This window comes from Pseudomonas purpurea (genome assembly GCF_039908635.1).
Lineage (GTDB): Bacteria > Pseudomonadota > Gammaproteobacteria > Pseudomonadales > Pseudomonadaceae > Aquipseudomonas > Aquipseudomonas purpurea.
Map to the genome: position 1 here is coordinate 912,200 of NZ_CP150918.1, position 19,880 is coordinate 932,079.

At 54.9% G+C, this 19,880-nt stretch carries 15 protein-coding genes, 1 other RNA gene and 1 pseudogene; 9 read left to right on the top strand and 8 right to left on the bottom strand.

The genetic code is table 11. From position 1 onward, the window contains the following. The 4 genes from dndD to AABM54_RS04110 all read left to right on the top strand — a co-directional run bounded on the left by dndD (position 1) and on the right by AABM54_RS04110 (position 5,825). A complete protein-coding gene (dndD, locus tag AABM54_RS04095) occupies positions 1-1,986 on the top strand; it encodes a DNA sulfur modification protein DndD (protein WP_347903957.1) in 1,986 nt (661 codons plus the stop codon). Beyond that, positions 1,979-2,350 (top strand): DNA sulfur modification protein DndE, encoded by a 372-nt coding sequence (gene dndE / locus AABM54_RS04100; RefSeq protein WP_347903959.1) that lies wholly within the window; start codon positions 1,979-1,981, stop codon positions 2,348-2,350. Before dndD ends, dndE begins: the two co-directional genes overlap by 8 nt. A gap of 327 nt (positions 2,351-2,677) precedes the next feature. Further along, positions 2,678-4,621, top strand: coding sequence for a hypothetical protein (locus AABM54_RS04105; RefSeq protein WP_347903961.1), 1,944 nt, complete (start codon positions 2,678-2,680; stop codon positions 4,619-4,621). A gap of 67 nt (positions 4,622-4,688) precedes the next feature. Further along, positions 4,689-5,825 carry a hypothetical protein gene (locus AABM54_RS04110; protein WP_347903967.1) on the top strand — a complete coding sequence of 379 codons (1,137 nt, stop codon included), beginning with the start codon at positions 4,689-4,691 and terminating at the stop codon, positions 5,823-5,825. 191 nt (positions 5,826-6,016) lie between these two features. Here AABM54_RS04110 and AABM54_RS04115 read toward each other — a convergent pair whose 3' ends face one another. Beyond that, positions 6,017-6,349, bottom strand: coding sequence for a hypothetical protein (locus AABM54_RS04115; protein WP_347903969.1), 333 nt, complete (start codon positions 6,347-6,349; stop codon positions 6,017-6,019). A gap of 529 nt (positions 6,350-6,878) precedes the next feature. On the opposite strand from AABM54_RS04115, the gene AABM54_RS04120 reads away from it, so the two are divergent. The 5 genes from AABM54_RS04120 (at position 6,879) to AABM54_RS04140 (ending at position 11,455) form a co-directional block, all read left to right on the top strand. Then, complete coding sequence (locus AABM54_RS04120) at positions 6,879-7,415, top strand: LasR-specific antiactivator QslA (protein WP_347903971.1); 537 nt, start codon at positions 6,879-6,881, stop codon at positions 7,413-7,415. 1,063 nt (positions 7,416-8,478) lie between these two features. Then, positions 8,479-9,885, top strand: a complete 1,407-nt coding sequence (locus AABM54_RS04125) for a YfjI family protein (RefSeq protein ID WP_347903972.1) — start codon at positions 8,479-8,481, stop codon at positions 9,883-9,885. Next, a complete protein-coding gene (locus AABM54_RS04130) occupies positions 9,872-10,225 on the top strand; it encodes a hypothetical protein (protein ID WP_347903974.1) in 354 nt (117 codons plus the stop codon). Before AABM54_RS04125 ends, AABM54_RS04130 begins: the two co-directional genes overlap by 14 nt. Next, on the top strand, positions 10,209-11,189 hold the full coding sequence (locus AABM54_RS04135; RefSeq protein WP_347903976.1) for an integrase domain-containing protein: 981 nt from the start codon (positions 10,209-10,211) through the stop codon (positions 11,187-11,189). The genes AABM54_RS04130 and AABM54_RS04135 overlap by 17 nt, the downstream gene beginning before the upstream one ends. Beyond that, on the top strand, positions 11,186-11,455 hold the full coding sequence (locus AABM54_RS04140; RefSeq protein WP_032902697.1) for a hypothetical protein: 270 nt from the start codon (positions 11,186-11,188) through the stop codon (positions 11,453-11,455). The genes AABM54_RS04135 and AABM54_RS04140 overlap by 4 nt, the downstream gene beginning before the upstream one ends. 166 nt (positions 11,456-11,621) lie before the next feature. Here the strand turns inward: AABM54_RS04140 and AABM54_RS04145 are convergent. The 7 genes and pseudogenes from AABM54_RS04145 to AABM54_RS04175 all read right to left on the bottom strand — a co-directional run bounded on the left by AABM54_RS04145 (position 11,622) and on the right by AABM54_RS04175 (position 19,798). Continuing rightward, positions 11,622-12,879 (bottom strand): annotated as a pseudogene (locus AABM54_RS04145) (integrase domain-containing protein). A gap of 185 nt (positions 12,880-13,064) precedes the next feature. Continuing rightward, positions 13,065-13,458: a transfer-messenger RNA gene (gene ssrA / locus AABM54_RS04150) on the bottom strand. Positions 13,459-13,554: 96 nt separating this feature from the next. Continuing rightward, positions 13,555-13,833, bottom strand: coding sequence for a hypothetical protein (locus tag AABM54_RS04155; RefSeq protein WP_347906132.1), 279 nt, complete (start codon positions 13,831-13,833; stop codon positions 13,555-13,557). 211 nt (positions 13,834-14,044) lie between these two features. After that, entirely contained in the window at positions 14,045-16,855 is a 2,811-nt protein-coding gene (locus AABM54_RS04160) for an FAD-binding and (Fe-S)-binding domain-containing protein (RefSeq protein ID WP_347903978.1), read from the bottom strand. After that, positions 16,852-17,523 carry a lactate utilization protein gene (locus AABM54_RS04165; RefSeq protein WP_347903979.1) on the bottom strand — a complete coding sequence of 224 codons (672 nt, stop codon included), beginning with the start codon at positions 17,521-17,523 and terminating at the stop codon, positions 16,852-16,854. Before AABM54_RS04165 ends, AABM54_RS04160 begins: the two co-directional genes overlap by 4 nt. Further along, positions 17,523-18,977: a LutB/LldF family L-lactate oxidation iron-sulfur protein gene (locus tag AABM54_RS04170; protein WP_347903980.1), complete on the bottom strand. Its 1,455-nt coding sequence runs from the start codon at positions 18,975-18,977 to the stop codon at positions 17,523-17,525. The genes AABM54_RS04165 and AABM54_RS04170 overlap by 1 nt, the downstream gene beginning before the upstream one ends. After that, positions 18,974-19,798 (bottom strand): (Fe-S)-binding protein, encoded by an 825-nt coding sequence (locus AABM54_RS04175; RefSeq protein WP_347903981.1) that lies wholly within the window; start codon positions 19,796-19,798, stop codon positions 18,974-18,976. The genes AABM54_RS04170 and AABM54_RS04175 overlap by 4 nt, the downstream gene beginning before the upstream one ends. Positions 19,799-19,880 lie beyond the last annotated feature (82 nt).

Sequence of the window (19,880 nt, forward strand, 5' to 3'; positions counted from 1 at the left end):
ATGGCCAAGTTAACAATTAATAGAATTTCTATCGAAAATCTCGGCCCATTCCGTGAGCAGCAAATTTTCGATTTAAGCGTGCAAGCCCTGCACCCTGTGATTTTGGTGAAAGCTCTAAATGGCAGCGGTAAGACCACTCTTCTCACTGCCTTGCAGATTGGCTTGTATGGTTACAAGGCCATTAACCAAACTCGGCGCACAGAATATGACCAGCTAATCACCGGTTTGCAGCGCTCGGACGCCACTGGACCTGCTCGAATAGAAATGCAGCTTGGTATTGAGGTCGGCGACTACACACAGGTGCTTACCATCCGTCGTGAGTGGTTACCTAAGGAAAAAGGTTATCGTGAGCGTTTTCGAGTCTTCGCTGGACATTTCGAGGACTTAGCACTTGCGGAAGATTGGGATGACTTCATCAACGGCATTATGCCGGTGGAGCTAGTTCACCTTTTTCTTTTTGATGGAGAGAAAATCGAGGCCTTGGCCAACCCTGAACGTCTTCCTGAGCTTTTACGTCGAGCGACGGAGGTTTTCTTAGGGGTGGGTGGCATCGACGCATTAGCTGGAGATTTGAGAGCTCTAGAGCGTCGAACTAATAAAAAGAATGCTCCTGGAGGGGGGGGCGACGAGCCCCCGGCTGACGACTATGAGCTGCAGCTCAAAGAGTTAAATGGGCAAATCGATATAGTGTCGCAACGTCAAGCCCATGCTAGGAACGAACTAGACGATGCGCAGCGTAAGTTAGAGGCGTACTCAGTCGAGGCCCAACGTAGTGGCCTCAAAGCTTATCAGCAAGCCGCGGATTTAGGGGCTCGAGCTAAACTTAGCAAGCAGCAATATGAACATGCGCGAACTGCGTTAGTCGCTGCCTTGGAGGATCCGCTCCTCCCTTTAGCGTGGTTATCTCCACTTTGGGCTGGCTACAAGGTTCAGTGGCAGAAAGATCGCGATGCTAAGCACGCTAACTTGCTGCTCGAAGAGTTTGCTGATCGTGACAAGCGAATTTTGGAACTATTGGCCGACAGGGCTCCGAACGCTCAACATGATGTCGCTGAGCTGCTAGCAGCTGACTTGCAGGAGCTGCGAGCGGTCGAGGAACATTCGCCAGTGTTTCTGCAAGGGGGTGACCCGGCTGAGTTAGAGCCGGGTCTAGAGCAAGCCAAACAACGTTTGAAAGCTGCGCAGGAAGATGTTTCGGTTACTCAACAAATTATGGAGAAAGCTCAACAAGCAGCGGAGCAGATACCTGATGATGAACAAATTGGTTCTGTTTTTCAGGCTATGCAAAGTCTCACTCAAGCTGTATCAGTCGCTGAATTGAAGTCACAACAGTTAAGTCGCGAACTGGACGATCTAAGGGGCAAACAAGTCCATTTTGAGCAGCGACACAACGCTGCAATGTCACGAAATCGAGCCGAGCTGAAAGAGGGTGCCTTCCAGCGTATTGCTTTGGAAGCTGCTGATCGTGCGAAAGTAACGCTGAACATCTTTCGAGATCGCCTATTAGCTTCGAAGGCAAAGTGGCTGTCGGAGATGATAACCGCTGAATTTAAGCAGCTGCTTCGTAAGAGAAACCTGATCTCTCGTGTTTTAGTAGAGCCGCAGACGTACGCGGTTTCCATCGAAGACGTAAACGGCCATACCTTGCCAATGGAGCGCCTATCAGCAGGCGAGCGGCAAATACTGGCTATTTCAGTACTGAGCGCGTTAATTCGAGAGCGCAAAGGTCGATTCCCAGTAGTAGTAGATACCCCTTTAGCGCGCCTAGATCGCCAGCATCGAGAAGCTTTAATCCATAACTTCTTCGCCAAAGTTTCTCATCAAGTGTTAGTGTTATCTACGGATGAAGAGGTGGAAGGTAGTGTGCATAAGGCTTTGGAACAGCATTTGAGTCGAGAGTATGAATTGATTTTTGATGATGAGAGTCGTCGAAGTTTAGTTTCGGTAAGAGCTCACCAGGCCCACTTGGTAATGACCAATGATTGACCGAATTCGTTTAACCGCTGCAGCGAAAATTCAGCTCTCTACGTTGAAGCGTAAGACTGGTATAGAACATTATAATTCTATATGTCGGCATGCACTTTGCCTGTCTTTGGCGGAGCCATCCGCGCTGCCAGATGAGGAGTTCAATTATAGTGGTGGAGTAGAGATAGATTGGCGAGTCTTTACAGGCGGATTTGACGAGCTATATCTTAATCTGTTGCTACAGCGCCTTCAGCAAGATGGTAAAGAACCTAGTGTTGAAAACATTAGAAAGCTATGTGTGAGCCATCTGCATCGAGGGCTCTCTTATCTCGCCGGTAAGAGTGATAGCTATTTAGCGGATACTATCTACCGAACCTTGTGTTAGGTCTAAAGCGAGCAGGTTGGTCGGTGGGGTGGGCCTGTACCCTGCGTGACAGAGTTTTTGGCGAGCCGTTCTGAGTGGTGGAGCGGCGTCCAACACTCAAAGAAGCGTTACACAGCTGCATGAGTACCGATGACGTGTAGGGACGTAAACGATTCGCCGACGTAAGGCAAAAAACAGGCTACATTCACTGGTCAACTTTTCAGTTGTAGGGGGGCGGCGCACTGCTGTAAGGCCGTGCGCCTACTGAAGGGAAGATTTTGCGTCTAGCTTCGACTCATGTGATGAGGCAAGATAGCCCCATTAACGGATTTTAAAGGATAACAGCATATGGCTATGCCGCCCGGCCCAAGAAATATTGACGTTTTTGGCTTGAAGCTGCGTGGCTCATTCGGTCGATTTCAAACCGATTCGAGTCATACGTTGAATTATCTGTCTACTACGCTTCGAATTAGTCAGCTCGAAAAGCTCAACGTAGCTGCGGATGTATTCAATATTCGCCGTGTAGCATTCGAGGAGCTTATCCAGAGGGATATTGATCATTCTAGAGTTGTCCGTATAGCTGAAGGCTACTTAAAAATGGGGAGCCAGCGGGCGGTTTTTTTTCCGCCTTTGTTGGTGTGTCTAGCGGTGATGGATAGCGATAACAATCTTAAACCTAATTATGACTCTGTCATTCAGCAACCGATTTCAGAGGGCACTTTAAGTACGGTTTATGATCGTGATGGTTTCAAGCTCGACTTGTACCAAGCCGCGCAGGGGCAAGGTGGGCGCGTGATAGATTGGCTTGGAGAGGCTGTAGAGTTTTATGACTACGCGGCGATGCTTGGGGTCAATCCAGACCGTACAAAGTTGGTAACTTTAGACGGGCAGCATCGGCTTCAAGCGCTTCGGCTGCTAAATAGTAAGCCGGAAACTAAACAGATCGTGGCCAATATTGAGCAACCTGTTTGTATAGTCTGGATGCCCTTAGCTACGGCGGAGGGGGATGAGCAAATTGTCAAAGACTTGCGCGATATTTTTGTTACAGTTAACTCAGAACCGCAGCGCGTTAGCGGACATTTCATCCTGCTGCTTGATGACTCAAGTAATGCAGCCTCTGCGGTGCGTTCCTTAGCGAACCAGTGGAAACATGATATAGAGGACAACGATTGGAGCCGTCTCCACTTGTTAGAGTGGAATACACGCGAGAATCAAAGTACCGACGCTAGATTGCGACCTTTTTCTATCACCACTGTCTCGATAGTTGCCGGTATACTTGAAAATTATTTGTTTGGTGTTCCGCGTCTAGCCGCTGCAATGCTGAAACTCGGAGAGTGTGAGGATAAGCTAGAGGAAATCGATCCTGAATTTGATCCGTTGGGGATGCGCGACCAATCTCCAGGGCTGCGTATTGATCCAATAATTCGGGAACAAATTAACTCTCACCTTACTCCTGCGTTAGATGTTCTCTTGCGTAAGCTGCGCCCATATCAAGAGCTCGAATATCGCTTAGGTAAAGCGTTTGCTAAAGTCAAAAAGCAAACCGATCTTGGGAATCCAGCAAGTGCAAGTTTGTCTAATTATCTCGCTCGATTTGTTTATAATGAGAGGGAGATGTATGATGAGCTCGCTCAGGGAGCTTGGGCAGTATTCAAGGCTGATAACCAAGTTCCAGATAAAGATGTTGTGTATATGCGACAAGCCTTTCAGCAAGGTTATATGCGCTTTTGGTTAACTCTGGCTCGTGAGTTAGCTCACCAAGGGGTGGATAATGTTCGTATAGTGAACGCCGCAGTAGCGGCTTCTAATGTGTTCGTAGCATCCTCCCAGTTAGACTATTTGAGTGAGCATCAATTATATACTCGCAGGGTTCTTTGGAAGAACGATAACATCAATTTTGGCGCGCAGTGGGCTAGAGATGCATGGGCTGATATTCAGCTTGCTGCTCTTCTGCGTCAAGACGTGCGCGAAGCGTTAATAGAACAATTGAAAGCCGACATGGATTTGGAGCAACAGGGGGTTTTCGATCGTCGATTATTGGCTTTGGGTACAGATGCTGCGCTACGTTATTCCTCAACAATGCTTGATCAAATATCTCGCGATGTTAAGCGCAATTTGGCTGATTTTTTCGGCGAAACCGAAGCTGGTTCTCTCAGAGATTTGAGAAAAAGTGATCCTGCTGCATTCGAGGAAAGTACTGGCGAGAAGGCTATGGAGAAGTTTAGGGAGGCGTTAACTCGTTTTGCCAATCAGCTCGAACAGGATCCTTCTGATCTTTGGCCTGTGGAGTAAGCATGTGCTGTGGACAGAAGGAACCTCAGTAGACGGTGCGCGCATCGTTTACGTTAAGCACAGTGATATGGACGACGCCAGTTTGCACATTAGCTGCGGTAATTGGCCTAACGTAGAGCAGGTTGTAAGAGTGCTTCCTGCAGGTTGTGCGCATGTCGATGTGATAGACGCTCTAGTACGCCTGCAGTCTATTAAAGACTGTGTCCGGCAGCAAATTGATACGCCCGGGTTTCTTGCTGCAGTTGGTGCGTTGCAAGAATCTGTCCGGGATATAGTGCAGTCTGCTTGTGAGCTTTTAGTTGGCTTGAGACGTTTCGACATTAATGCGGTATGTACATCTGCTTCACGCCTCGAGTTTTTTTGCGGAATGTCAAATGTTTTACCTATAAGCTCGCAGCGTCTTCTCATAAAGATTTCGCAGTTTGTATCAGAGTTTGGGCGTACTTCGTTACATGAGTGGAGCTTGCCTGCTTTCTTTATTCATGATGATGCGTTGCCTAAATACCGAGTTTGGTGGAAAGAGCCTTCATCTTTGGCTAACTCTTTAGAGCGCTCAAATCAGCGTTTTGCCGCCATTCTAAATGGTGGAGTACCTTCGAGCCTGCAAAAAGTCAAAGACTGGATTGAAGCAATTAAAGAGGAAGCCAAAGATTTGCATTTAGAGGTGGCTTCTACGCGCAAGGAGTCTGACGTTTTCAGACAGGCCTCAGCGTTTATGACGGTTTCCTCAGATGTTCATTATGCTAACAAAAATTATGTACTTGCTTTACTGTTCTTGCATAGGGCGGCTGAATGGCTGCTTGCGGCTAAATGCGCAGATCAGAACATGCTTGATTTTACCTCCCGGAGTGGGGCTCGAATGGCCAATCCAAATAAGGATTGGGTCGGTTTTGATGCTCTGCATTCTGCTCTATCTAATAGTGGATTTTCTATTGGCGGAATCTCAAATGATTTGATTAAGTTGAATTCCTGGAGGAATCTTTTTGTATATACACATCATATGTCTTGCCCCCGTTCGGTTGATGCTGAAAGCTTGTTTCTAAGAGTCCGGAGTGGGTTGGATAATATCGCTAACAGTAAATGGAAGGGCGCAGTAAAGGTGTTGGGCGAACCTTGGCCAGTAGAACTGGAGGATATGCTTGATCCGAATGGGGACCTAAGAAGCTCGTTTACAGTTCATTCGGCTTTATCGCTGGCTATATAGCTTGTTCGGTTTTTTTTGTAACAGGTCTCGACCGGTTTTTAAGTTTTTTGTTTCTGATAAGCGGGCTTTAGCCTTGTCAGGTGTCGCATTTAGGTCTGCGATACGATCATCTTAAGTTATGGATTGATTCATCAACCGAAACGCACTGATCGATGGTAGGAAACGATATAATAAAGAGTTAAAATTCCGGCTTATATTGATTTGACCGATACTACTTCTACAAACCTGAATTTTTTTCTGGCTGTTTTCGTAGCGTCTTGCTCGGCAACTAGAAGGCTCAGTGTATCGGCCTCATGCACAATCTCATGCATCTCTCCTTCGAATTCATTTCCCACGCGCAGAGTGACTTTCAGCCTGGGTGTGAAGCGTCTTGAAACTTGTTTTTTCTTCGCTGTCTTTACCGGTTTCGTGAGTATGGGATCCGGGACGGTATTTTGCGCGCGGGAGTCAATCAGCGGTAAAGTGGGTTCGGCTCCACCGAACAGCGCCCGCCGCATTTCTTCTTCGGTCAACTCTGTACTCATATCACTTCTCGAGAGGATGTCATGTATAGAGTTATCGATTCTATCAGCGTGATCGGATTCAGTAGTGAAAAGATGCTGCGTGGTACCTAACCCGCCAAAGCCCTAGATGCCAATGGGCGTTAGTTTTTTCTCGGCGCTTTCATTCGGATTCTGCGCTTATTGACACTCATGCTTGTGTTGTCGCGGCTACACATTTACGCTTTGCTCCGTCGCGGTCAATCCCGGGACCGGGTGTCGCAACCTGAATCGAAACCAAGGCGCGGTATGTGCCATATCGCACAGTCAGCACTTTAAGTGCTAGCTGCTGCTTTTCTATGGCGCACCGTGCAGGGCAGGCTTTGGCCTGGCCGGGTTCCTTGGTTTCCGGTTTGCGACCCCTGTACGGTGTGCCACCCATACGTGTCGCAACGGTGGATGGCATTCCTTAATCAAACCAAGGAGATAAGGAAAATGGCATGTCCCCCTTTTAAGCCCGTGCGCCACCGTGGTCTTCTGTTTCGCACTGCAAATTATCTCGGAGGATTCCGCGATGTTTGATCTCTCGCTTCTCATCGGCCTCCCCAAACCCAACACCATCGATACTGAATCGCTTAACCCTGAAGATGCCGCGATTAAACTACGCCAAGCTGCCACTCTTCGGCTCAACGGAGCCCAGAGTGTTCTGCTTCATTGTCCGCAGGACGTTGAGCTGGCTGTAGAGCTGTTGGATGACGCGGCAGTGCTGTTCGACAAGGCGTTCCGATATCTCTCGGGTATCCCCGCTCAACGTGTCCATCAACAGATTGGTGACTACGTCTCTGTGCCTTCCGCCGAAGGCTGTCCCGGTATCCGAACACCATGGGGCAATGAATTCCGCCCGATGATTGAGGATGGCGTTCGATGCGCTGAGACTTGGCTCGATGGTTCATCATTACCCCTCTGGTGGGCACTGGCGCAAAACCGAAAGCATCATCGCCCAGGTGATCCGCAGGATGCGTTTGAAGCAGGCTTTCTGCTGAGGTTGCAGCAGGTACTGATCATGGGGCGTGAAGCATTCACTTCCCAATCAACCAGCTTTGATGCCTGAGTCTGTAATTGACGTTTGAGATTTGCTTTTCCCGCCAAACCCTCCGATCAAGCGATCTTTGATCGCGCCGATCGGAGGGTTCACTCGTTTTTTCTCGAGTCGACCTCGGTCTACCCTCCATTTCATATTTTATTAGCGACACATTGTGTTTGCCTTAGTAATTGTCCGGGATCTCTATCGAGCGCAACGCAGTTTCAGCGTCAGAGCCGAGCTTGTTGTAAGGCTATCGTTAGAGATGTGGCGACAGCGGCGACAGTGGCGACAAGCCGCGCGTAACGTGGCCTGGGGCGTGGCGACAAAAATGGCGACAGTCGCCACTTTTTTAGCGCTTTGGCCATGATGCTTGACCGCCTTTTCGTGCATGTATAAAAATTGGCGCACAGATCGCTGTCGTTGACAGCACCTGCCCAGGTAGCCAGAACCTTTAAGGCTACGCCACTTGCGTGGTGGTTTTCCCAAAGTGCGATTAGCATCCGGCGGCTCGCACGGTCACTCCCCAGGAGTGATGGGTGCTCACTCGACTTAATCTGCCCATTGCGGCAGACGATGGACCTACCTCGCTGCACTGCAGCAACCTCACCTCTCGGCACACTTCGCTGCGCCAGACCGCGCCCGTCTCTTTCTTCTGGAAAGAGACGGGCGCTCGTACCACTGTTGCAAGCCATGTCGTACAAGGCATTGCCGCAACTCTCCTCGTGACAATCGGCCTGACAACTCCGATTCGTCGCCATCCGCAATGACACAGGCACCGGTGCCGCAGCCTATGGACAGGCTGCACCTGACTGACAGTCAGGCATGCCCCTGGTGTCGATGTTGTTGCCTTCTCCCACTCAGGATCTCCAGGTGCCGAACTCGTCAGTCGGCACAGCCTCCACCCGCCCGCACCTTCGGATGCGTTTAAGGAGGCCAGATTCATGGGTTCATGCCCTTGCTCCCGGTCGTAAGGAGCCGTGCGTTCCGCGTCAGTGAACACCTCACAGGCCGCAGGGGCCTTGATCCCTGATAACACTCAACAGTCGTGGCGGGACTACGTGAGGACAACTAGCAATTGAGGAGAGGGCCCATGCAGCAGTTAGATCCGAAGCTTGAACTACCACGACCACCTCGACCGCTGATTGAGTCGAATCCCGTGGCCCAGCCTTATCCGGTGCGGGCACTGGGTGGGATTCTTGGGCCTGCGGTGGAGCGCATGGCCGAGGTTATCGGCGTGCCCCAAGCACTGGCCGCGCAATCGGTGTTGGCCACCTCAGCGCTGGCCACCCAAGGTCATGCGGGCTTACAGCTCGACGGGAGAGATTATCCCCTGTCGCTGTACCTGATCACGGTGGCCGCGTCAGGGGATCGTAAAACGGCTGCAGATCGATTTGCATTGCTGCCCGCGCGTCAATGGGAGCGTGAGCAGTGGCAGCGCTACCGCGAACAGCTCGCCCGGTACCGTGTCGCGCAGCGACAGGCACTGCGTGTCAACCCTGTCGAACCCGACTCCACAGTAAGCATGGCGCTTGAAACGGAGCCCTCTGCACCCAGACTTATCACCACAGATCCAACCATTGAAGCCCTGATTAAGGGGCTCTGTCATGACTTGCCCAGCATGGGGCTGTTCTGTGATGAGGGCGGACAATTTCTCGGCAGCAGCACCATGAGTCGGGATAACCGTTTGAAAGCGGTTGCGGCCTTGTCGTCACTCTGGGACGGTAGCCCTATTGATCGTGCTCGTTCGATGGCAGGCGAAAGCCTTCGGGCTTATGACCGACGCTTGAGCCTGCACCTCATGCTGCAACCGTACTTGGCCATGCAGTTACTCAGTGACCCGTTGCTGCAGGGGCAAGGCATCCTCGGTCGTTGCTTGATGACCTGGCCCACCAGTCTAGCCGGGCAACGGAGCTACCAGGCTGTCGACTTGTCCAAAGACGCCGCCCTGAAGCGATATCACCGCCGCCTTTCGGCCCTGTTTTATCAGCCCTGGTCGCTTTCCGCTGATGGTGCCTTGCAGCTATCACCGCTTAGCCTCAGCCCGTTAGCCCGCCGTCGCTGGATTGATCTACATGATGCTATCGAAGCTCAGTTGGGTGAGTTTGGCGAGCTGGCCAGCGTACGGCCCAGCGGATCGAAGGCCGCCGATAACCTGCTGCGCGTCGCCGGCATTCTTGCAGTTGTGGAGGAGAGCAGCGTCGTGGAGGTCGACCATATCCAACGGGCCTCCGCTTTAGTCGGCTACTACCTCACCGAGATCCAGCGCCTGACTGAGCAGGAGCCAGTGTGTCGGGTAAAGGAAGAAGCGGACCGGTTGCTGCGATGGCTACAGGTCAAAGATTGGAAGCGTTTCAGTATTCGTGAATTGAATCGCAACGGTCCCCGCTTTGCCCGTAAGAGCAGTCGTCATACCGCCAAGCTGTTGGTCGAATTGATTGATCATCAGTGGCTCATCACTGACGGCCACACCTTCGAGGTGCGCCATGTTCAATATTGATGAAGCGCTACGCAACCATCTGGCTCAGCGCCAAAAGGAGCCGAAAGCGCGATTTGTCGCCGCTACTGTCGCCACTTTGTCGCCACGCTCAAAGCCAGGCAGGACAAGGGTTGTCGCCGCTGTCGCCGGTGTCGCCACCACCCATAAAGCTATCGCCTCTACGACAGCCATTATTCAATGGTTGAAAGAGGAGGGTGCGCATCTTTACGTCACCGACAACACGCTGTGTTTTCGCCCGACTGATTGGGCTCAGTTCGCGATTGTAAGTGCGCACTGGCGAGCCCTTTTGCATGATCTCGCGGCAGTCGATCAGGAACAGAAAAATGGCTCGGGTCGGTAAGCGAGCCGGGCGCAATTTCGGCTTCGGTCGCCAGCTTAGCTATGCTGGACCGCAAGCACTGAAAGACCTGTTTGGCGACGGCCATTTTGCTACCGTCAAAGCCCATAGTGATCGCTGGCAGGCGTTCGTGCGTTGGTGTCGATCCGATGAAGGACCGAGGGTCAATGACGCGCGCCAGATAGACCGCGAGATCCTCATGCGGTACGCCGTCCACGTGCGGGAGCAGGTTGATCAGGGCAACGTCGGCATTGCCACCGCGCAGAACCGACTGTCCAGCGTGAACCGAACGATGGCCGCGCTGCGCGGTGATCAGTACGTCAAAATCCCGAGTCCGAGTAAGGCGCTGGGCTTGCAGCGCTCAAGCGTGCGTAGTGAGGCTTCGCAAGGCCAAGACCGTGCGCAGGTCGAGTTGATCGCACGGGCGCTGTCAGATCGTCAGCAATCGAGGGTGAGTGCCATTGTGCTCCTCGCCCGTGAGACTGGTATGCGGCTGCGCGAAACGATCCTGGCCGATCTGCCCCGACTGCAACGTGAGGTTCGGCAACTGGGCAAGATCAACATCCAGGATGGCACCAAAGGTGGTCGATCAGGGGCCTCGGCACCGCGCTGGATTACGGTAACGGATCAAGTTCGCGATGCCCTGGATTGGGCCAGCGCGAACTCACCCAATGGCAGCCGGAATTTGTTGGCGCCCGACGAAAGCTACAAAGACTTTATGCAGGCAGTTGTGCGACCGGCACGGGACATCCTGCATGAGCATGGATTGAAAGGTTTTCATGAGCTGCGGGCGGCTTACGCCTGTGAGCGCTATGAGCAACTAGTCGGCTTTCCTGCACCCGTTAATGGTGGTCGTGTTCATCAAGAGGATCGAGCACTCGATCAGCGAGCCCGTAAGCAGATCAGCCACGAGTTGGGACATAACCGCATCGATGTGGTGAGTGCCTACATCGGAGGTCGGCGATGACGGCCGAGTTCGACATAGCGTTGTTCCTGCGCCCCGTGCTCAAAGGTGCACATGCCACGCAGCAGCGGCACATCAGGCAAGCAGAAAGGATGCACGAGGTGATTCGTGAACGCTGGGGTTGCGCGACTCCCTGGTCTTGGAGAGAAAAGCACGTGAGATGGTTTCTGGAGCACTATTTGCGATGCTCAGCTCCAGCTACCGTCTACTACTACGAGTTAACAGCAGGGTTGATCCGCCGTAGAAAGGCAAAAGTCGTGGTTGCCTGATAGATCTTTAAGCATGAGCCCCTGAGTATGGGAATGCGGAGCCTTCCCATACTCAGGGGCTTGGCTGAAGAAGCGCAGGCATACCAGAGATCTGGCAACTGTCGTCACTCCTTTCGCTCTACTACAGGACACGGATCGTAACCGGTGGCGCGTACCTTTTGGATGTTCAGCGAATCGGTACGACGTTGCGATCTCTGGTTTGATTGATGGCCGATGCCGACAGGCTGCCGGTGGCCGCCTTCTGGATATGTTCACTCCACCAGGCCATCATCGGACGCCGGCGTTCGATGTAATCCGCCCGGTTGTAGGCGCTACGAACTTCGTCCTTGTCGACATGCGCCAGCGCGACCTCGATCAGTTCCGGATCCCAGCCATGCTCATTCAGGATGGTGCTCGCCATCGAGCGCAAGCCGTGGCTGACTAGACGGTCCTGAAAGCCCATGCGCTTCAACGCCATGTTGGCGGTCTGGCTATTGGCATGGGTGCGGGGATTTCTATCTGAGGGGAACACGTACTCTCTGTTACCGCTGAGTTGCTTGAGCGTCTCCAGTAACGAAAGTGCCTGATCGGTAAGAGGGATTGTGTGCGGCCGACGCTTTTTCATGCGCTCTGGCGGAATGGTCCAAATGCGCTTGTCGAAGTCGATATCTGCCCATCGTGTGGTAGCTGCTTCGGCAGGGCGGGTCATCGTGTGCAGTTGCCATTCGATCAGGCAGCGGGTCGTGCGCTTGATGCTGGCGTTCGCGATTTCCATCATGAGCTCGGGAAGCTCCTCAGGTGGTAGCGCAGCCATGTTCTCTTTCTTGGGTTTCTTGAACACCGCCCGAATTCCATTGAGGGGGTTCGCGAATATCAGCCCGGAGTTGACCCCGTAGGTCATGATCTCGTTGAGTCGTTGGCTCAATCGTTTCACGGTTTCGAGGCTCCCTTTGGCCTCGATCGGACGAAGGATCTTGATAACCATCGGAGCAGTGATTTGAGAGAGCGGCGTTGTTTTCATACTTGGGAAAACATGCAGCGTCAGCGATCTCCAAATATCTTCGGCGTAGGCTTTGGTTACGGAGTCTTTCTTCAGCTCGAACCAGGGCCGTGGCCACCTTCTCGAAAGTGTGTTCAGTCTCAGCAAGTTTGGCTTGCCTTACCTCATCACGCTGGGTTTTGGGATCAGTGCCCAAAGCGAGCAGCTCACGTGCCTCTGTGGCTTTCTTCCGGGCGTTGGCTAGCGAGAGGTCAGGGTATGGACCAAGCGCCATGTTGATACGGCTTCTGGTCAACGGCTCGCGGTAATTGAAATTCCACATCATCGAGCCGCTGGCGCGCACTCGAAGCTGCAAGCCATCGCCGTCGCTAAGGACGAAGTCTTTACCAGTTGCCTTGACTGCCTTGAGCTGGCGATCGGAGAGGCGGGTTGCGTTAGTAGGCATGGGACTACCTCCAGCACCGTTTTGGTATCCTGAAAATAGCACCAGGTAGCGTGGGATACCACCCGGGATACCAAAACGCCTGGAACTCAGAGAACCTCCAAAGCCCCAGAAAGCCCTGAAACTCCAGTATTCATTGGATTTCAGGTACAAAAAAAGACGTCCGTGGACGTCTTTAGATGTTGAAGTGGTGGAGCCGGGGGGATTTGAACCCCCGTCCGCCAGTACTCCGCTGTCGGTACTACATGCGTAGCCGTGTCTATTAAGTTAACCCTCAGCGACCCGACGGGCAGGGTGCTTTGGGCGAGTTGTGTAAGTTTTAGCCGCTTCGTCCACAACGTACTGCACGGCGATTCTGTTCTATATGACAATCACTTTGGGTTTACAGACATCCCCTGATGATTGCTGGACCCGAAGGTACCAGGAGGGAAGGGCTAAGGCTGCTTACGCAGCGAGAGCGTATTCCCCGTAGGTTTCGTCATTGGCAACTATAAGAAGTTGCAACAGTGGATTTACGAGTTCTGTTACCAACTCGGCATGCACCTAAAGTTTCGCAACCGGCGTCGAATCCTAAACGGCCCCGAGCCCACTGCTCTGTGAATCAATTTGAGCAGCAAGCCTGTGCAGTGTACGCCAACGCAGGGCATAAGGCCAACCCGAAGGTTGGCCGGCTATGGGTCAGCCCTGGTTTCCGCTGGAGATTTTCTGGATTCTTTGCAGCGCCTGGGTTGTTTCATCGACGCACTTCTTGTCGTTGCCTGCTTTTTTGGCGGCTTGCGCACGAGCCTGCATCGTTTTGATGTTGTTTGTGGTGTTCTCGGAGGTCGCGGGCAGGGTGGCGATCGAGTCTTCGAGCTTTTGCAGGTTCAGGTCACAAAGATCCTTGTCCGCGGCAAACGCCGGGGAGGCCAGCATTGCCGCGGTAATGAACAGTCCAGCCAGTGCAGTACGCTTCATGGGTATCTCCTTGCGCATGATGGCTCGGTGACGCCGGGTCGTGAGGCGGCCGCCGAGGTCGGGTATAAGCCTCATTCAGCGAGACCTAAGCAAATGACTATAGACGTGCGCAGGAATTCGGTTCTTTTTCGTCGCTGAACGAATCAATCCAAGAGGTGGGGTGCAGGAACAGAAAAGGGGCGAATCGCCCCTTTTCAGTGTGGTCCGGTTCTTACGCCGAGCGTGCCCGAGTCACCCGGTCCACCAGGTAAACCAGCCCGTGATAGTCGATCCCGCCATGCTGGCTCAGGCCGATCTCGCAGGTGCGGCTGGTGGAAATACCTTCGCTGCAAAACTGCACGGCGTCTTTCAACGTGCGCAGCGAGTGAGCGTTCAGCTCCGGTGTGGTGAACCCCTTGTCGCCCGCAAACCCGCAGCAATGAATACCTTCCGGAATCACCACGTTTTTACTGCAGCGCCGCACCAGATCAATCAGTGCCTGGCTTTCGCCCAGGTGCTGGGTGCTGCAGGTGACGTGCACTGCAATTGGCGCTTCCTGTGGGGTGAAATCCAGACGATCCATCAAGTGTGTGCGGATGAAACGCACCGGGTCGTACAAGTCCAGTCGCACTTCGCCGAGGTCTTGTACCAGACGCAACGTGCAGGGGCTGGTGTCGCAATAGATCGGGTCGAGCCCGCCGCGACTGGCGTGCAGCAACGCGCCGATCAATTCCTGACGCTTGTGTTCGGCCTGTTCCGCATAGCCTTTGGAGGCGAACGGCTGACCGCAGCAGAGACTGTCCTGATTGTCCGGCGAAACGACTTGATAGCCAGCCTTTTCCAGCAAGCCACGGGTTTTGTCGTAGAGCGACATCTGCTCTTGGTCACCGGCCGCCGGCCCCATGACCCGCGACACGCATGCCGCCAGATAGACCACGCGCGGGCGCTCGTCGGTGACCGTCGGACTGAATCGAATCGCACGTTCCGGCTGTGGCATGGCGTTGGTCCACTGGGGGATTTGCCCTTTGGACAGCTGGGTCACCGCAGCAGAAATCTTCGCCAAACGCGGTGCGCCCAGCAGCATTCGTGCACCGTTGGCCACGTGCAGGGTGAAACGCACACCTTGCAGCGCGGTGGCGAAATGTCCTTCAAGCCAGTTGGCGGTTTTCGTTCGGGTGGCGGTGCGGCTGCGCAGCTTTTTCACCAGCTCGCCGGTATTGATGCCTACAGGACAGCGTTGAGCGCATAAGCCGGTCGCGGCGCAGGTGTCGAGGCCTTGGTATTGATAAGCCTCTTCCAGTTCCGAGGTGTCGATGCCCGCGCGTTTTTTCGCCTGAATGTCACGCCAGATCACGATGCGCTGGCGCGGGCTCAAGGTCAGGCCTTTCGATGGGCAGACCGGTTCGCAGAAGCCGCACTCGATGCACTTGTCCACAATCTCGTCGGCGGCGGGCAGCGGTTTGAGGTGCTTGAGGTGAATCTTCGGATCTTCGCTGAGCACCACGTCCGGGTTGAGGATGCCGTTGGGGTCGAGCAGGCGTTTGAGCTGCCACATCAACTGGTAGGCATCGCTGCCCCATTCCAGTTCGACGAAGGGCGCCATGTTGCGGCCAGTACCGTGCTCTGCTTTCAGCGAACCGCCAAACTCCACGGCGACCAGTTGCGCCACGTCGTCCATGAATGCCTGGTAGCGTGCGACTTCTTCCGCGCTGTTGAAGCCTTGGGTGAAGACGAAGTGCAGATTACCTTCCAGTGCGTGCCCGAAAAGGATCGCTTCGTCGTAGTGATGTTTGTCGAACAGCTCGATCAAGCGGTTCACGCCGATAGCCAGTTGCTCCACCGGGAAGGTCACGTCTTCGATGATCACCGTGGTGCCGGTTTTGCGCACCGCGCCAACGGCGGGGAAGGTGTCTTTGCGGATCGCCCAGAGTTTGGCGTTTTCGGCCGGGTCTTCGGTGAAGTCGACCTGTTTTTCCACCGGGAATGAGCTCAGCGACGTCATGATCTGCGCAAGTTGTTCGTGCAGCAATGCCGACGACGCGGCGCGGGACTCGATCAGCAAGGCGCAGGCATTGGCCGACAGTTGCTGGACGAAAGCCGGCATGCCGGGTTTGTCCTGCACCGAGCGCAGGCTGCGGCGGTCGAGCAGTTCCACGGCCGAAACCGGCTGGCTTTTCAGCACGGTCACGGCGTTGCAGCAGGTTTCCACGTCGGGGAAAACGATCAGCGCCGAGGCTTTGTTCGGGTGATCGATCACCGTGTCGTAGGTCACTGCACTGATAAAACCCAGCGTGCCTTCGGAGCCCACCAGCAGGTGGCTCAAGATATCCACAGGCTCGTCGAAATCAACCAGGGCATTGAGTGACAGGCCGGTGGTGTTTTTCAGACGATATTTGTGGCGGATTCTCGCAGCGAGTTCGGCATTGGCGCGAGTCTCGCGGCCCAGCGTCGCCAGACGCTCCAGCAGGTCGGCATGGCTGCTGCGAAATGCCGCGACACTGGCGGCGTCTTCGGTGTCGAGGCGACTGCCGTCGGCCAGTACCAAACGAATCCCGGCCAGCGTGTGGTAAGTGTTTTGCGCCGTGCCGCAGCACATGCCGCTGGCGTTGTTGGCGACGATGCCGCCGATTTTGCAGGCGTTGATCGACGCCGGGTCCGGGCCGATCTTGCGCCCGAACGGTGCCAGCCAGGCGTTCGCCTGCGCGCCGATCACGCCCGGTTGCAGGCGAATTTGTGTGCCTTGGCCGCGAATCTCGCGAGCGTTCCAGTTGTCGCCGAGCACGATCAGCACCGAATCGCTGATGGCCTGGCCAGAAAGGCTGGTGCCGGCGGCGCGGAAGGTCACCGGGACTTGATCGCGTTGCGCCAGTTTGAGCAGCGCGACCACTTCGTCTTCGGACTCGACGCGAATCACCAGTTTCGGGATCAGCCGGTAGAAACTCGCATCGGTGCCAAAGGCCAGGGTGGAGAGCGGGTCGTCGAAGCGCCGCTCCTGTGGAATCAGTTGCTGCGCATCACGCAGGAAAGTCGCCGGTAGGCTCATTGGTCCTCCAGGATCAATACCACCAGGTCTTTCGGGCCGTGGGCACCGTACGCCAGGACTTGTTCGATGTCGGCGGTTTTCGACGGGCCGGACACCAGCAGCGCGTTGGTCGGCATGCCTTGGGCCCAGTTGAATTCGCGTTGCACCTGATAGAAGTTGTCGCGAATTTCACTGGCCTTGAGCAAGGCAAAATGCACCGGGGGGACGAGGCTCATCAGCCGTGGTTCTTCGCGGGTCGGCCAGATAATCAGGCTGCCGGTGGCGGCGATGGCGCCGAGGGTGGTGGTCAGGCTGGCCGGGGTGTCGTTGAACAGCTCGGCTTTCCATTCTTCCACCGGGCGGTCGTAGGCCTTGAGTGTCGGCAGCGCGGGATTGTTCGCCCAATGCTGAGTGATCCGTTGACCATGAGGCGTGGTCGGTGCGATCAGCAGGCTCGGTAATTGACGGTCGCGCAACAATTGCGCGAGCAGAGCGGGCCAGTCTTGTTCGCGGCTCAGGTGGATTTCGGTGTGCACTGCTTCCATCAACTTGCGCAGTTGCGGGATGCGCTGTTCCGGCGTGTAGGTGTAGGGCTCGGTCACCAGCGCTTCATCGAAGTTGTCAGCCACTGGCGTAGTGCCGGTCAGGCTGTTCCGAAGTTTGGCGAGAATGTTCTGCTTGGCGCTCATCAATGGTCTCCCTGTTTGGCCAGATGCTCGCGGGCCATGTCGTGCAGTGAACGAGCGGCGGGTTTCGGCGCGCTGTGATTTTGCGTCCATGGGCCGACGTTGCTCGGCGTGAGGGCGCGCAGGCGGGTGGCGAAGAAACCGAACAGCCGATACAGGGTCGGGGAGCTGTTGAGCCTCGCCCAGGCGTTCCAGATAAATCGCTCTTTGCGCGAGTACTTGCTGCCCTGGCCGCGCATGACTTGATGAGGGCTGTCCGGGGCTTTGACGTTTTCTTCGCGTAGGCGACGCAGCAGCGCCGGGATCGGAATTTTTACCGGGCAGACTTCACCGCAGGCACCGCACAGCGACGACGCACTTGGGTGATCCGGTACTTTCGCCAGGCCGACCATGTGCGGGGTGATGATTTTGCCGATGGGGCCAGGGTAAACCTCGCCATAGGCGTGGCCGCCGATGCGCGTGTAAACCGGGCAATGGTTCATGCAGGCGCCACAGCGAATGCAGTTAAGGGTCTGGCGCAGTTCACTGTCGGCAAATGCCTGGCTGCGACCGTTGTCCAGCAGCACCAGATGCACTTCTTGCGGGCCGTCGAGTTCATGTTCCTTGCGCGGGCCGGAGATCATGTTGACGTAAGTGGTGATCGGCTGGCCGAGGGCCGAGCGGGTCAGTAACGATAGCAGCGGGACGACATCGCGCAGGTTTTCGACGACTTTCTCGATCCCCGTGACGGCGATGTGCACGGGCGGCACGGTGGTCGACATGCGTCCATTGCCTTCGTTTTCCACCAGCAGCAGGGTGCCGGTTTCGGCCACGGCGAAGTTGACGCCGGAGACGCCGATGTCCGCTTCGAAGAATTTCTGCCGCAAGACTTTGCGACCGATCTGAATGAGTTGGTCAACGTCCTTGGTGTATTCCACGCCAAGTTTGTCGTGGAACAAGGACGCGACCTGACCGGCATTCTTGTGGATCGCCGGCATAATGATGTGTGAAGGCTTCTCGTGGTCGAGCTGGACAATGAATTCGCCCATGTCCGACTCCAGGCATTCAACACCTTGAGCCGCGAGGACATGGTTCATCTCCATCTCTTCGCTGACCATCGATTTGCCCTTGATCACTTGCCGCGCCTCGTGAGCGCGGATGATCGATAAGACGATGCCATTGGCCTCGTCCACCGTTTCCGCCCAGTGCACTGTCACACCGTTGCGGGTCAGGTTCTGTTCCAGTTGCTCGAGCAACTCGGGCAACCTGGATAACGCGCGGGCACGGACTGCATTGCCCAGGGCACGTAGGTGTTCTCTTTCATGGGCATCGCTGAAAGACGCTGCCCGCTTTGCCATCAGTGAATCCATCGCACTGCGAAAGTTGTTTCGCAATTGCGTGTCAGCCAAAGCCTCGTGAGCCCGGGCGCGAAAATCTTCTTCGACGGCAACCGTCGGAATCAGCGTCGGGTTGCTCATAAAGCACCTCCGGTACGCTGCCAGAGGAAGCTGGCCAGGTGTTGGCCGCGCAACGCTTCTTTCTGTTTTTCCAGCGAGCCGTTGATGTTCATCAAGCAGCCGCAGTCGGCACTCAGCACCGTGTGTGCACCGGATTCTTTCAAGGCGCGGGTCTTGTCGGCGACCATCGCTCCGGAAATGTCTGGCATTCGGACGCTGAATGTCCCACCGAAGCCACAGCATTCGCTTTCGTGGCTGTGGTCGACCCGTTCCACGTTGCTCAGTTGCGACAACAATTCGCGACCGTGCAGGTGGGTGTTCATTTCGCGCCGTGCCGAGCACGAGGTATGCAGCGCAACTTTCACCGGTGTGCCGCTGTCCTTGAGCTGCACCTTGCAGACGAACAGCAGAAACTCGGCCAGTTCATAGGTCCGCGCCGCTAGGGCCTGGACCTGTTTCAATGTGTCCGGCTCGTCCTTGAACAAGTCGGCGTAATGTTCGCGCAGCATGCCCGCGCAGGAACCCGACGGCACCACCACCGGATAATCGCCGGCAAACAGCGCCAGTTGCGAGCGCGCTACCGTCCGGGCCTGTTCGGTGTAACCCGAGGTGTAGGCCGGTTGTCCGCAGCAGCTTTGCCCTTGCGGGTACTCCACGCGAATACCTTCGCGTTCGAGCAGGTGAATCGCGTCCATCCCGGCTTCGGGGTAGAACAGATCAACCACGCACGTACCGAACAGGTAGACCCGTTGCGGTTTTTCGCTGGGGTACTGACGCGGTTCAGGCAGTGGCGGGGCGACACGGGTCGCGTTCGGCACCGCGTTGTAAAAAAGCTCGCTCATCAGGCGTGTCTCCGGGTGGTCCCGGTTATCCGTCCGCTGAGGCTGCTGACTATAAAGCGGGAAGCTTTCAGCAGCCTTGCAG